The sequence below is a fragment of the Flavobacterium sp. genome (assembly GCF_046296355.1).
Taxonomy (GTDB): Bacteria; Bacteroidota; Bacteroidia; order Flavobacteriales; family Flavobacteriaceae; genus Flavobacterium.
In genome coordinates, this window is the sequence record NZ_JBKBLM010000042.1 from 1 (window position 1) to 14,244 (window position 14,244).

The following is a 14,244-nucleotide window of genomic DNA, read 5'->3' on the forward strand; positions in this document are numbered from 1 at the left end:
CTTATAATATTGATGGTGGCGCGAATCAAACTATAGTATTAAGTGCAGCAGGCGCAGCTACATTAACCGGAACTTATACGGCTAACACGACAGTAAATATTGTAAGTGTAGCGAGTTCAGGCACACCAAGTTGTGTTAATCCGCAAGCGAGTAGTGTAGTATTGACGGTAGTTGATCCACCAATTGCAGGGACAAGCACAAGTACAACTGTTTGTATTTTGAGTCCATCATTTGATTTGTTTACATTATTAGGAGCAACTGCGCAAACCGGAGGAACTTGGGCACCAGCTTTAACTAGTGGTACAGGAGTGTTTAATCCTACTGTTGATCCTGCCGGAACATATACTTATACATTAACTGGTTCAGCACCATGTCAACCATCATCTGCGACTGTTCAGGTAACAGTTAATCCGGTTCCGGACGCAGGAAATGACGGAATATTGAACATTTGTTCGAATCAAAATTCAGTTGATTTATTTGCTTCTTTATCAGGAACGCCACAATTAGGAGGAACATGGTCACCGGCATTAGCTAGTGGAACAGGAGTTTTCAATCCCGCAGTTGATATATCAGGAGTTTATACTTATACAGTTACCGGTATTGCACCTTGTGTTGATGATACTTCATCAGTAACGGTAACAGTAACTCCCGGACCTGAAGCAGGAACCAATAATTCAGTTACACTTTGTGTCAACAGTCCGGCACAAGATTTAGCACTATTGTTAGGGCCTAATTCACAACCAGGCGGAGTTTGGTCACCAGCTATGGCAAGTGGAACCGGAGTTTTTGATCCGGCTGTTGATGCTGCGGGAGATTATACTTATACGCTTTCTGGAGCCCAACCATGTGATAATGATAGTGCGGTAATAACGGTAACTGTTAATCAGATTCCAAATGCAGGAGATGATAATTCGGTTGCTTTATGTTCAAATAATCCAGCTCAAGATTTGTTCTTATTATTAGGGTTAAATGCCCAAGCCGGTGGAACATGGTCTCCAGTTTTAGCCAGTGGAACCGGATTCTTTAATCCGGCAGTTGATTTGGCAGGAACTTATACTTATAGTGTAGGAGGTGGTTTGTGTGCAACCGATACAGCTGATGTAATTGTTGCTTTAATTCAAGCACCAAATTCAGGAGGAGTAGGGCAAACTTTGAATGCATGTGTAAGTTCAACTTCAGTTGATTTATTTACTGGACTAGACGGAACGCAAGGATCAGGAACCTGGAACGATGACGATGCAACGGGAGCTTTAGCAGGAAATATATTCAACCCATCAACGATTGGAGTTGGAACTTATAATTTCACTTACACAGTTATCGGAACTTCTCCATGTGTTGATGCTACTTCAACCGTTACCGTAGTCGTAAATCCGTTACCGGTAGCCGGAAATAATAGCACACTAACTTTATGTTCAACCGATGCAGCTCAGGATTTGTTTGGACTGTTAGGCAGTACAGCAGAAACAGGCGGAACTTGGTCACCTGCTTTAGCAAGTGGTACTGGAGTATTCAATCCAGCAATAGATGCTACAAATGTTTATACATTCACTGTTACTTCTGCTTTTTGTCCATCAGTTTCGGCAACGGTTGATGTTACCGTAATACCTGCAGGAAATTCAGGTGGAACAGGTCAAATTTTGAATACTTGTATCAATATAACTTCTCTTGATTTGTTTACAGGTTTAGATGGAACGCAAACTCTAAGCGGTACATGGAATGACGATGATGCTTCAGGAGCATTAACAGGAAATATTTTTAATCCTTCTGCGGTTTCAGCTGGAACTTACCATTTTACCTATACAGTCCTTGGAACATCACCTTGTCCTAATGCTAGTTCAACGGTTACGGTAATAGTGGACCCATTGCCAAATGCAGGAAACGATAATACATTAACAATCTGTTCTACTGGTGCTTCTCAGGATTTATTCTTATTGCTAGGACCAAATGCTCAGCCAGGAGGAACTTGGTCTCCGGCTTTAACAAGCGGAACCGGAGTATATAATCCGACCACTGATTTGGCAGGAACTTATACTTATAGTGTTGGAGGAAGTCCATGTTCTGCCGACACTGCCAATGTGGTAATCGCTATAATCCAATCACCGGTAATTTCTACCATAAACATTATAATTTCACCGGCTTGTCTTGGGGCCAATGTTATTGTGAATTTAAACGGAATGGCTGATGGCGTTTATATACTTAGTTATGATTTAACAGGAGCCAATAATTTAACGGGTCAAACAGCAACAGTTACTGTAGCTTCCGGTGCCGGGAACTTCAGTATACCAAGTGCTTCTCTTCCAAATACCGGAACAACCGTAATTACTTTTACTAATATTTTAAATACTGTAACTAACTGTTCTAGTACGCTAACCGGAGTCGATGCACAAATCATTGTCAGACCTTTAGCCGATATAGATAGCACTAGTCTGACTGCCAACAATCTATGTTTTGGAACAGATGTAGTTGTCGATATTGCCAATGCCATCAATTTACCGGACGGCGTTTACCAGTTTAATTATTCAATACCGGGCGCAACACCAACTTCAGGAGTTACCGGAAATGTAACCGTCACCGGAGGTGTAGGACAGTTTACCGTTCCGGCTGCAATATTTACTTCAGCAGGAAATTATACTTTGACCATTATCGGGATCATTGCCGCAACAGGTTGTACCAATGCCAATGAAAATGCAACGGTTAGTTTTGTCATCAATCCGATTCCGGATTTGAATACAGCAACTTTGACTGTTCAGGATACTTGTGCTAATTATGCGAGTCAAGCTACTATTTCAGGTACAGTAAATATGCCGGATGGGGATTATATTATCCAATACCTTTTGAGTGGTGCCAATTCGGCGTCAAATACAGTTACAGTAACTTTCACAGGAGGAACAGGTACATTTACAGTTCCTGCTTCAGACATAGTCAATAACGGAACGACTGCATTAACCATTAGTCAGTTGAACTCTGTGACTACAACTTGTGGCGTTATTGGGAATGTGGTTATGACGACTAATTTCGAGGTGACCCAATTAGGGACACCACAAATCATCCAAGACGGCAATCTCTTCTGTGAAGACGACAATCCAACAATAGAAAATTTATCTGGAAATCTTGTCGGATTCCCAACGGTAATTTGGTACAATGCATCAACTGGCGGAACTGCTTATTCTACTACGGATTTGTTGGTACAAGGCACAACTTATTATGCTGCTTTAACTGCCGCGAGTGGTTGTGAAGGTACCGTAAGATTGGAAGTTATTGTTGATTTAACAGTCTGTGACGATATTTTAATTCCGGATGGTTATTCGCCTAACAATGATGGTATCAACGACACTTTTGAAATTGAAAATCTTGCGACTTTATATCCGAACTTCAAATTGGAAATCTACAATCGTTACGGTAATTTAATTTACACCGGAAACAGAAATGTACCCAATTGGGACGGAACAACTAGTGTAGGCGGATTGAATTTGGGTGACAATTTATTGCCAACCGGAGTTTATTTCTACATATTGAATTTCAATGACGGTGCAAGAAAAGCAGTTCAAGGAAGAGTATATCTAAACAGATAAGGAAGATGAGTACAATTATGAAACATAAAATCATTCACTATTTTTCTGCGATACTTATGGTATTGAGCTCTTCTTCGTTGTTAGCCCAACAAGATCCTCAGTTTACCCACTACATGTACAATATGAGTGTAATCAATCCGGCGTATGCTACGGAAAATAAAGACGTGATTAATATGGGTGGAATTTATCGTGCCCAATGGGTTGGCATTGAAGGCGCACCAACAACCCAATCCTTTTTTGCCCACAAACCTTTGTCCAGAAAAGTAGAAATGGGAATTTCAATAGTACACGATGAAATAGGCGATGTAGTAGAAGAAAGTAATATTTATGCCGACTTTGCCTACGTATTATCACTATCAGAAAAAACCAGATTGTCCTTTGGTGTCAAAGCTGGTGTGACTCTTTTCAGTACCAATTTTAACGGATTTCAATACACCAGTCCGTTGCTCGATCCGGCATTTGAAAATAATATCAGTCAAACCTTTCCCAATGTAGGAGCCGGAACTTATTTGTTTGGCGATAATTATTATTTAGGGTTTTCAACGCCAAATTTACTAACAACCAAACATCTCGAAAACACCAACGGCATAGTTACTACCGGAGTAGAAGCCATTCACTATTTCTTAACCGGTGGTTATGTCTTTACTTTGAATGGCAACGACAATTTGAAAATAAAACCGGCGTTCATGGCCAAAGGCGTTCAAGGCGCACCGGTTGCACTCGACTTAACGACCAATGTGCTAATCAATAATAAATTCGAAGCAGGCTTAGGTTACCGATTAGATGATTCTGTCAGCGGTTTGGCTAGTTTTTATGTAACACCAAGATTAAGAATAGGCTATTCTTATGACTATACGCTAACAAACCTTAGAAAGTTCAATACTGGTTCTCATGAGGTTTTTGTTTTATTCGACCTTGATTTAGGCCGACTTTCAGGAAAAGGGTATGATAAATCACCAAGATTCTTTTAAAATGGATACGATGAAAAAAATCTTCTACATACTTTTTGTTTTTTGCAGTATCACCACTCTTTTTGCCCAAAAAAAAGTAAGTGTCAAACAAGCCCATTCTTTGTTTGACCGAAAATCCTATGTCAAAGCCGCGGCGGCTTATGAGCAACTCGAACAGTCCCAAAAAGTGTTGCAGAATTTGGGTGATTGTTACTACTACAATTTCCAAATGGATAATGCCGTTCGGGCTTATGGCCAGTTGTTCTTTACTTATAAAGACAGCGTAAAAAAAGAAGTCTATTTCCGTTATGCCAATGCGCTGAAAGGAATCAAAGACTTCGAAAAAGGAGATGTCATCATGTCGGAATATTTAGGTTTCGACCAAAATACGCCTAAGTTCATGAAGAACGTAACTCGCAATACACCCAACAGTTTCAAATTGGAACCCATGTCCAAAAACAGAACTAATGGTGATTTCGGAATTGCATTTTATGGTGAAAAAGTAACTTTTGCCTCGCTTAGAAATGCCGATGAGAAAGCTTATGGATGGAATGACAGGCCTTATTTAGACTTGTTCATGGCTTCGGTTAATGACAAAGGACAATTGGTTAAAGTTGAACCTTTTCCGGATATTATCAATACTAAAAAACATGAAAGCAACGCGACATTCAGTGCCGATGGTAAAACCATATACTTTAACAGAAGTGGCGATAAACAAGTTGAAATTGGCAACGAAAGAGTAGCTACAGTTAAAATATTCAAAGCAGAATACGTTGGCGACAAATGGACTAATGTCAAAATGTGTTCTTTCTCTAGTGATGAATATTCAGTACAACATCCATTCCTGACCAAAGACGGCAAAAAATTATATTTCGCTAGCGATATGAAAGGAACGATTGGTTCTATGGATATTTTTGTGGTCGATATTTTGCAAGATGGTACTTTCAGCCAACCGAGAAATCTGGGTGAAACGATTAACACGATTCACCGTGAACAATTCCCGTTTGTAACCGAAGACGGAACGTTGTACTTTGCTTCCGATGGACATCAAGGAAATGGAAATCTCGATATTTTTATGAGTTATAAATTGACCGAAACGGATTTTGATAAGCCACTAAATTTAGGCTCAACCATCAATAGCGAAATGGACGATTTCAATTTTATTTTGGATGAAGTTAATGAGAAAGGATATTTCGCTTCCAATCGTACCGGTGATGACAATTTATACACTTTTGTTCGTGAGGAAAATAAGTTACAATATTTAGTCGAAGGTGAGGTAAGGGATTTGAAATCTTCTGAACTTTTGCCTGGCGCAACGGTGAAATTGTACAACGATAAAGGCGAATTACTCGAAGAAGTTTTAGTGGGTAAAGACGGTGATTTTGTGTTCAATACTGAGCCAAATAAAAAATACAAAATCATGGCTTTCAAAGATTTTTATATTCCGGCCGAAGCCGAATTTGATACGAGTGTAAAAGGCAAAGTGTACATCGATTTGCAAATGAAAGTCGAGTCCTATTATGACGCCGAAGATATCATTAATAAGAAAGATGACGGAACGGTTTTAATCGAATTGGAAAATATCTACTTCGATTTAGACAAATGGAATATCAAACCACAAGCGGCACAAGTCTTAAACGTCTTAGTCGAATTGTTGAAAAAATACCCATACATGGAAATCCAAATCGGATCGCATACCGATACCAGAGCTTCCGAGATGTATAATTTGAGATTGTCCAACAGAAGAGCCGCTTCGGCTTTAGAATATTTGGTACAAAACGGCATCGATAGAAACCGATTGAAATCTGTTGGTTACGGCGAAAGCAAACCGTTGATTATTTGTCCGAAAAACGATTGTACCGATAGCGAACATGCTACCAATCGTAGGTGTACGTTTATGATTTTGAAATAAGTTAGTTGTTAGATTGTTGTTATAAAAGTTGAGATTTTGAACTCAAATGCATACTTAACGGTATGCATTTGTTTTTTGGTGAAAACCTAACTTTGCATTAACATAAATATTCAGCAAGGATTCAGTTGTAATCTCTATTTTTGTTATTCAATATTACACTCGAATGAAAAAAATATTCTCTTTATTGACCTTAGTCATGGTTTTCAATCTTTCGGCCCAAGAAAGACCCAAATTGGTTGTCGGCATTGTCATTGACCAAATGAAAATGGAATATCTGTACCGTTTTCAAAACGATTTCTCCGAAAATGGTTTTAAGCGATTGATGAATGACGGCTATACTTTTCACAATATGCATTATAATTTTATGCCAACGTATACAGCACCCGGACATGCTTCCATTTACACCGGAACAACTCCGGCAATGCACGGAATTGTGAGTAATGAATGGTTTCACCGCACCTTAAAAAAAGAAGTGTATTGTACCGATGATGAAAGCGTAACGACCTTAGTTCCAGGAACGGAGAAAGAAGGAAAAATGTCACCCAAAAACCTTCAAACCACGACCATTACGGATGAATTAAAACTCAGCACCAATTTCAAGGGCAAAGTCATAGGCATGAGCATCAAAGACCGTGGTGCCATTCTTCCGGCAGGACATTTTGCGGATTGGGCTTTTTGGTATACCAAAACCGGTGAGTTTATTTCGAGTTCATTTTATGGTAATACTTTGCCAAAATGGTTAGACGAATTCAACAAAGAGAAACAATATTTGCCTTATATGAATAACGGATGGTCTTTGTTAAAACCTATAGCAACTTACAATGAAAGTTTGGCAGATGCCAACAATTACGAAGGCAAATTGTATAAAAAAGATCCCGTTTTTCCATACAATTTAAAAGAAATGTATGAAGGAAACGATGCAGGAGTGTTGCGCGTTACGCCTTTCGGTAACGATGTTTTAGCTAATTTAGCCAAAAGAGCTATCGAAAAAGAAGTACTCGGAAAAGATGAGATTACCGATTTTTTAGCGGTTAGTTTTTCTTCAACCGATTATATCGGACATACTTTTGGTCCACGTTCCATAGAAATTCAGGACACTTATTTGCGCTTGGATTTGACCATTGCCGATTTTTTAAACTATTTGGATAAAACCGTAGGCAAAGGAAACTATTTGGTTTTTATGACTGCAGATCACGCTTGTTCCGAAAATTCAACCCACTTAAAAGAACACAAATACAACGTGGATAACATCAGTTACAAAGATGTTTCCAAAGATTTGATTGCTTTTTCAGAGCAGACTTTCGGCGCTAATTTACTGTTGAAATACGACAGCTATAATGTTCACTTCGATAAAGAAATAATCAAAACCAAAGGCTTGGATTTGGCCAAAGTAAAACAAAGTTTCAAAGATTTTTTATACACTAAAAATTACGTAAAAAGAGTTTATGCCGAAGAAGAAATACTAACTTCTTCAAGCAATGACCAATTGTTAGGTTTTATTCAAAACGGTTATGACCCAACGCAAAACGGCGATTTGTATTTTGTTTATAAACCGGGTTATGTCGAATATTCAGCCACCGGTGCCACACATGGTTCTCCCTATGCTTACGATACCAATGTGCCACTAGTATTTTATGGCTGGAACATCAAAAAAGGGGAATCTTACGATAAAAAAGTAATCACGCAAATTGCCCCGACATTGGCACAAAAATTAAAAATAACCTTGCCCAATGCTACTGATAGTGAAGTGCTTTTGGAAGTACTTGACAAATAATAAAAACCCCCGAAATAAATTTTCGGGGGTTTCTTTTTATACTTCAATCAAAATTTGGTTCTGTAACAAATCTTCAAAAGTTTCTCTTTCTCTAATCAAATGACCTTTACCGTCTTTCCACAAAACTTCTGCAGGTTTGAAACGCGAGTTGTAATTGGAAGCCATCGAGAAACAATACGCTCCTGCATTTCTAAAACACAAAGTATCACCTTCATGAATTTCAGTAATTCTGCGGTTGCTCGCAAAAGTGTCTGTTTCACAAATATACCCTACAACGGTGTAAAAACGCTCTTTTCCTTTAGGGTTAGAAATGTTTTCAATGGTGTGTTGCGAACCGTAAAACATCGGACGAATCAAGTGGTTAAAACCACTGTCAATTCCGGCAAAAACGGTAGACGTTGTTTGCTTGATTACATTTACTTTGGCCAAAAAATAGCCGGCTTCACTCACCAAGAATTTTCCCGGTTCGAAAGCCAAAGTCAATTCGCGACCATATTCTTTTTCAAACGTCAAAAAGCGCTTGGTTAATTTTTTACCTAATTCTTCAATATTGGTTTCGATATCGCCTTTTTTATAAGGTACTTTAAATCCGGAACCAAAATCCAAAAAGTCTAAATCTTTAAATTGTTTCGCCGCATCAAATAAAATTTCCGCTGCATAAAGGAAAACCTCAATGTCCAAAATATCAGAACCCGTATGCATGTGAATGCCGTTGATGTGCATTTTGGTATTTTCAACAATGCGTAAAATATGCGGAATTTGATAAATAGAAATCCCAAATTTACTATCGATGTGTCCAACGGAAATATTCTCGTTTCCACCGGCCATTACATGCGGATTGATACGAATACAAACCGGAACTTTCGGGTATTTGGTGCCAAAATGTTCCAATACCGAAAGGTTGTCAATATTGATTTGAACGCCCAATTTGGCTACTTCTTCAATTTCTTCGAATGAAACGCCGTTAGGTGTAAAGATGATTTTGTCGGGTGTAAAACCGGCATGCAAACCCAATTGTACTTCCTGAATAGAAACGGTGTCAAGACCTGAACCCAGGTTCTTCAGTAGCTTCAGAATAGAAATGTTTGACAAGGCTTTCATGGCATAGTTAATTCTAAGCTTCTCTACCTTGGCAAAAGCATTGGTTAAACGATTGTACTGAAACTCAATTTTTTCAGCATCATACACATAAAGTGGATTCCCGAATTCACGGGCCAATTGTTCTAATTCTGTCGGTTGCATAATTGTTTTTAATTTAAGCTGCAAAGCTAAGCCTCAAGTGGCGCAATTCCAAGGAAAAAAATAACAGAATTCGTGCTTTTTGAAAGCTATAGTACCATTTAGAGTTTAAAATCTTCGTTAACGAATGGTATATTAAAATAGCTTTACGGATAAATATACTAAATTGGTATACATTTCTTTTTGGTTTGATTCTAATTAATTACTTTTGTGGCACAATTTGCTGAATTCATTTTAGCCTCTCATACACAAACAAACACATCATTATGAATATTCACGAATATCAAGGAAAAGAAATTTTAGCCAGTTATGGCGTTCGCATTCAACGCGGCATTGTGGCTAATAGTCCGGTAGAAGCGGTTGCTGCAGCAAAACAATTGACTGCTGAAACAGGAACAGGTTGGCACGTAATCAAAGCGCAAATTCACGCAGGTGGAAGAGGAAAAGGCGGCGGCGTGAAGTTGGCTAAAAACTTGCAACAAGTGGAAGAAATTGCTGAACAAATCATAGGAATGCAATTGATTACCCCACAAACGCCACCGGAAGGTAAAAAAGTACACAAAGTTTTAATTGCTGAGGATGTTTATTATCCCGGTGAAAGTGAAACTTCTGAGTTTTATATGTCGGTGTTGTTAAACAGAGCCAAAGGAAGAAACATGATTATGTATTCTACTGAAGGTGGAATGGATATTGAAGAAGTTGCAGAACACACGCCACATTTAATCTTCACAGAAGAAATTGATCCGGCGGTTGGTCTGCAAGGTTTCCAAGCCAGAAGAATAGCTTTTAATCTTGGTCTTTCAGGGAATGCTTTTAAAGAAATGGTTAAATTCGTTGATTCATTATACAACGCTTACATTGGTTGTGATGCTTCTATGTTTGAAATCAATCCGGTTTTAAAAACATCAGATAACAAGATTATGGCGGTTGATGCCAAAGTAAATATTGATGACAACGCTTTGTTCAGACAACCAAAATATGCTGACATGCGCGACATTCGTGAAGAAAATCCAATCGAAGTGGAAGCCAAAGAAGTTGGCTTAAACTATGTTGACCTTGACGGAACTGTAGGTTGTATGGTTAACGGTGCAGGTTTAGCTATGGCTACCATGGACTTAATTAAATATGCAGGTTTTGAACCGGCAAACTTCTTAGACGTAGGTGGAACTGCAGATGCAAAACGTGTCGAAACCGCTTTCCGTATTATCTTAAAAGATCCAAACGTAAAAGCGATTTTGATTAATATTTTTGGTGGAATTGTTCGTTGTGACCGTGTGGCGCAAGGAGTTGTTGATGCATACAAAAACATGGGTGATGCTATTAAAGTGCCAATTATTGTTCGTTTACAAGGAACCAATGCAGAGATTGCCAAAGAATTAATCGACAATTCAGGGATGCCGATTTTATCTGCGGTGCAATTCCAAGAAGCAGCTGACCAAGTGAAAGCAGCATTGTCTTAAATGTAAATTTTAATTTATAAATTACAAAGTGAAAAACCCGAGTGAAAGCTCGGGTTTTTTTATTATTTTTCGGCTTTATTTTTATCACCAAGTCAAACTGTAAATGGACATCAAAAATTTCTCCATCAAAAGGGTAAACATACTAATCATTTTGATTTCATCACTAATGATGATTGTGGTGCTCAATTTGCCTTTTAAAGCAAAACCTTTTGGAGATATGACTTTTCATGAGGAAGCCAAAAATTTGGCTTTATATTTAAAAGGAGATATCGGGTATGATAAAGTCACTATAACCAAAGCGCCCGGACCGATTTTTTTTTACACACCACCTTATTTGATAGCGCCTTCAGAGGCTACTGATAACCAACTTTGGGTTTATGCTGTGGTATTTACTTTTATCATTATTACCATAAGTTTGTTGTTGATTTTTAAAATTGGCTCCAATCTTTTCTCCAAAGAAGTCGGATTGTTGAGTGTTTTGTTATTCTTTATTTTCCCTATACATTGCTACTATTCTCTAGGAATTTTGGCCGAAGTACCGGCGTTTTTTTCCTTGACTTTGGCCTTGTTTGGTTGGTCAAAAATCATAAAAGAATCTAACCAAAAATCGAGTTGGATTCTGTTACTGTTAGGGTTGTGGTTTTTGATTCTGAACAGACCAAATACGATGCTTTTACTATTAATCGGGTTTTTGTTGGTGGCTTATGCTTTTTTGAATAACAAACAATTCTTTAGAACCTATGGAAAAGGATTAGCATTGACTTTCACCTGTGTTGGATTGATGGGCTTCGGAACACTTCAATTGGCCAAAATGGTCACCGGAACTAAAAGTGGTTACAATCAGGAAGGACTTTTATATTTTGTGGCACACCAAGGCCGATTTCAGTTCAGAGAAGAACCAACCGATTTCCGTTTTTGGGAAAGCGATATCAGACCGGATAGTAAGGATTATCAAAATTGGGGTAAAAGCGGAGAAGACTTGGGCAAAATCATGGACGAAACTAAACGCTCATACGGTGATGTTTACCGCGAGTTCTTAATTAATGACGCTTTGGAACATCCTTTTCTGTTTACCAGACAATTTTTTGTCAAATGTTTTTATGGTCATATGTATTTTATCAACAGCGTTAAACCCAAAGATTTTCATCTCGGACCCATTCACGGTGTGATGGGCTATTGGTTGGTTATTTTCATCATCAACTTTATCAATATCATCATCATACTCGGTGCTACTTTGTTTTTGTTCAAAGAAAAAAGTCTCATCAATTATTGGCTTTTTTGGAGTGTAATTGTGGCCTTGTTGGTTTTTCACGGATTGACTTATATGGAACCGCGTTATATGTTTCCGGCACGAGTGGCTTTGTATATTATGAGTGCCGCGGGATTATACCGTTTGCCATGGATTCAAAGAAAAGTCAATTATATTGCTAAATTTGTTTTCACTACTAAATCTGTCCGCTAATGGAAAACCATCACAAACCTATAATTGGCGTAGTTTCTCCTTGTTACAATGAGGAATTGGTGTTGCCTGAAACTTCGGTACAGTTGAATACCATCATAGCCGATTTAGTGGCGCGCAATATCATTTCCGAAAAGAGTTTTGCTGTTTTTGTGGATGATGGAAGCAAAGACAAGACTTGGAATATAATCGAAGAAAAAGCATCGCAATTAACCCATATCAAAGGACTGAAATTGGCCGGAAATGTTGGGCACCAAAAAGCATTATTAGCCGGATTACTGACTTTTAAAGACGAAGCCGATGCCTTGATTTCTATCGATGCCGATTTGCAAGATGACGTTCGCGTGATAGAAGAAATGATAGTCAAATACAAATCGGGAATTGATGTCGTGTATGGCGTCCGCAAAGAAAGAGCTACCGATACTTTTTTCAAAAGAAATACCGCTTTGTTGTTCTACAATTTGATGAAGAAAATGAAAGTGAATATCATTCACAACCATGCCGATTACCGTTTGTGCAGCAACAGAGTTTTGAATGCTTTAGCAGAATTCGGAGAAGTGAATTTGTTTTTACGAGGTATTATTCCAACCATCGGTTTTAGCAAAGAGGTCGTTTATTATGACCGATTAGAGCGATTTGCCGGCGAATCCAAATATCCATTCCGAAAAATGGCGGCTTTTGCCTGGAATGGCGTGACTTCTTTCAGCAATTATCCACTGAAATTGGTAACCATTATTGGTTTTGTTATCTTTTTCTTTTGTTTGGCAATGACCGGTTATGCTTTGTTTGCTTTGTATACGGGAAATGTAGTTCCCGGTTGGCTTTCAACGGTTTTACCCATGTATTTTTTGGGCGGCGTTCAGTTGTTTTGTTTCGGAATTTTAGGCGAATATATCGGCAAAATTTATTCTGAAGTAAAACAAAGACCACGCTATTTTATTGATAAACGAGTAGAGTAAGAAAATAAACTATGGAAAAAGATTTTGAGAAAAAATACCACGACGTGGAAACCGACCATTGGTGGTTCAAATCAAGAAGAAAATATTTACTCGACTTGCTGGAAAATGCCCCAAAAGACAGCAAAATATTAGACATTGGCTGTTCTTCGGGTGTGTTTTTGAAAGACTTGGAAAAATTGGGTTTCGCGCTCGAAAATTTGTACGGTATTGACATCAGCGACAAAGCTATAGCCAATTGCAAAGCCAACGGGATTCCGAATGCTTTTGTAATGGATGCGCAAAACATAACCCTTACGGAATCTTTTGATATCATTGTCGCATCCGACTGTTTGGAACATTTACAAGACGATAAACAAGCCTTGAAAAACTGGAAATCTTTACTCAAAGTAGGCGGAACGATGTATGTTTTTGTACCGGCTTTTATGTCGTTGTGGAGTTACCACGATGAAGTAAATATGCATTACCGACGTTATACTAATGCCGAATTAAGAGCCAAAATCTCCAACGAAAACTTGGAAATTCTCAAATCGAGTTATTGGAACTTCTTTTTGTTTTTACCGGTTTACCTTTTCAGAAAATTGACCGCTGTTTTTCAAAAAAACAAAACCGGAGAAAGTGATATTTCCATTGGAAATTCTTTTGTGAACAGTGTTTTACTGCAGTTAATTGTTTTTGAAAACAAGTTGTTGAAAATGGTTAACTTCCCGTTTGGTGTCAGCACTTTTTGTATAGCAAAGAGAAGTTCTTGATGTTTAGTTATTTTTATAATTTCGGACTTTAACAGCCATTTGCCTTTTACGCCTTTTTTTATTTATATACCAATTTTGCAAAATTTATCAAATAATTAACGAAAACGTTGCCGTAATTCTTTTTTATTTCATTTCGAATTCCCTAATTTTGTTAAATTATTAATTTATCA

9 protein-coding genes are annotated in these 14,244 nt (G+C 38.1%); 8 read left to right on the top strand and 1 reads right to left on the bottom strand.

Annotation, left to right across the window (positions count from 1 at the left end):
• The 4 genes from ACK4HO_RS12265 to pafA form a co-directional block, all read left to right on the top strand.
• Positions 1-3,572, top strand: a 3,572-nt coding sequence (locus ACK4HO_RS12265) for a gliding motility-associated C-terminal domain-containing protein (protein ID WP_409666209.1), incomplete at its 5' end; no start/stop codon positions are given.
• Between the two features lie 5 nt (positions 3,573-3,577).
• Positions 3,578-4,543: a type IX secretion system membrane protein PorP/SprF gene (locus ACK4HO_RS12270; RefSeq protein WP_409666211.1), complete on the top strand. Its 966-nt coding sequence runs from the start codon at positions 3,578-3,580 to the stop codon at positions 4,541-4,543.
• A gap of 10 nt (positions 4,544-4,553) precedes the next feature.
• On the top strand, positions 4,554-6,434 hold the full coding sequence (locus tag ACK4HO_RS12275; protein WP_409666213.1) for an OmpA family protein: 1,881 nt from the start codon (positions 4,554-4,556) through the stop codon (positions 6,432-6,434).
• A 163-nt stretch (positions 6,435-6,597) separates the two neighbouring features.
• Complete coding sequence (gene pafA / locus ACK4HO_RS12280) at positions 6,598-8,208, top strand: alkaline phosphatase PafA (RefSeq protein WP_409666215.1); 1,611 nt, start codon at positions 6,598-6,600, stop codon at positions 8,206-8,208.
• 36 nt (positions 8,209-8,244) lie between these two features.
• On the opposite strand, the gene lysA is transcribed toward pafA, so the two are convergent.
• Positions 8,245-9,450: a diaminopimelate decarboxylase gene (gene lysA, locus ACK4HO_RS12285; protein ID WP_409666217.1), complete on the bottom strand. Its 1,206-nt coding sequence runs from the start codon at positions 9,448-9,450 to the stop codon at positions 8,245-8,247.
• A 263-nt stretch (positions 9,451-9,713) separates the two neighbouring features.
• On the opposite strand from lysA, the gene sucC reads away from it, so the two are divergent.
• From sucC to ACK4HO_RS12305, 4 genes are all read left to right on the top strand, one after another.
• A complete protein-coding gene (gene sucC / locus ACK4HO_RS12290) occupies positions 9,714-10,907 on the top strand; it encodes an ADP-forming succinate--CoA ligase subunit beta (RefSeq protein ID WP_133532703.1) in 1,194 nt (397 codons plus the stop codon).
• Between the two features lie 103 nt (positions 10,908-11,010).
• Positions 11,011-12,369, top strand: coding sequence for a glycosyltransferase family 39 protein (locus tag ACK4HO_RS12295; RefSeq protein ID WP_409666219.1), 1,359 nt, complete (start codon positions 11,011-11,013; stop codon positions 12,367-12,369).
• Entirely contained in the window at positions 12,369-13,325 is a 957-nt protein-coding gene (locus tag ACK4HO_RS12300) for a glycosyltransferase family 2 protein (RefSeq protein WP_409666221.1), read from the top strand. Before ACK4HO_RS12295 ends, ACK4HO_RS12300 begins: the two co-directional genes overlap by 1 nt.
• Before the next feature lie 11 nt (positions 13,326-13,336).
• Positions 13,337-14,074 (top strand): methyltransferase domain-containing protein, encoded by a 738-nt coding sequence (locus ACK4HO_RS12305; RefSeq protein WP_409666222.1) that lies wholly within the window; start codon positions 13,337-13,339, stop codon positions 14,072-14,074.
• Positions 14,075-14,244 lie beyond the last annotated feature (170 nt).

Bases quoted from the DNA above. Each gene is read 5' to 3' on its own strand.
- sucC (WP_133532703.1), top strand. From the start codon at position 9,714: ATGAATATTCACGAATATCAAGGAAAAGAAATTTTAGCCAGTTATGGC.
- ACK4HO_RS12270 (WP_409666211.1), top strand. From the start codon at position 3,578: ATGAGTACAATTATGAAACATAAAATCATTCACTATTTTTCTGCGATA.
- ACK4HO_RS12300 (WP_409666221.1), top strand. From the start codon at position 12,369: ATGGAAAACCATCACAAACCTATAATTGGCGTAGTTTCTCCTTGTTAC.
- ACK4HO_RS12275 (WP_409666213.1), top strand. From the start codon at position 4,554: ATGAAAAAAATCTTCTACATACTTTTTGTTTTTTGCAGTATCACCACT.
- ACK4HO_RS12305 (WP_409666222.1), top strand. From the start codon at position 13,337: ATGGAAAAAGATTTTGAGAAAAAATACCACGACGTGGAAACCGACCAT.
- pafA (WP_409666215.1), top strand. From the start codon at position 6,598: ATGAAAAAAATATTCTCTTTATTGACCTTAGTCATGGTTTTCAATCTT.
- ACK4HO_RS12295 (WP_409666219.1), top strand. From the start codon at position 11,011: ATGGACATCAAAAATTTCTCCATCAAAAGGGTAAACATACTAATCATT.
- lysA (WP_409666217.1), bottom strand. From the start codon at position 9,450: ATGCAACCGACAGAATTAGAACAATTGGCCCGTGAATTCGGGAATCCA.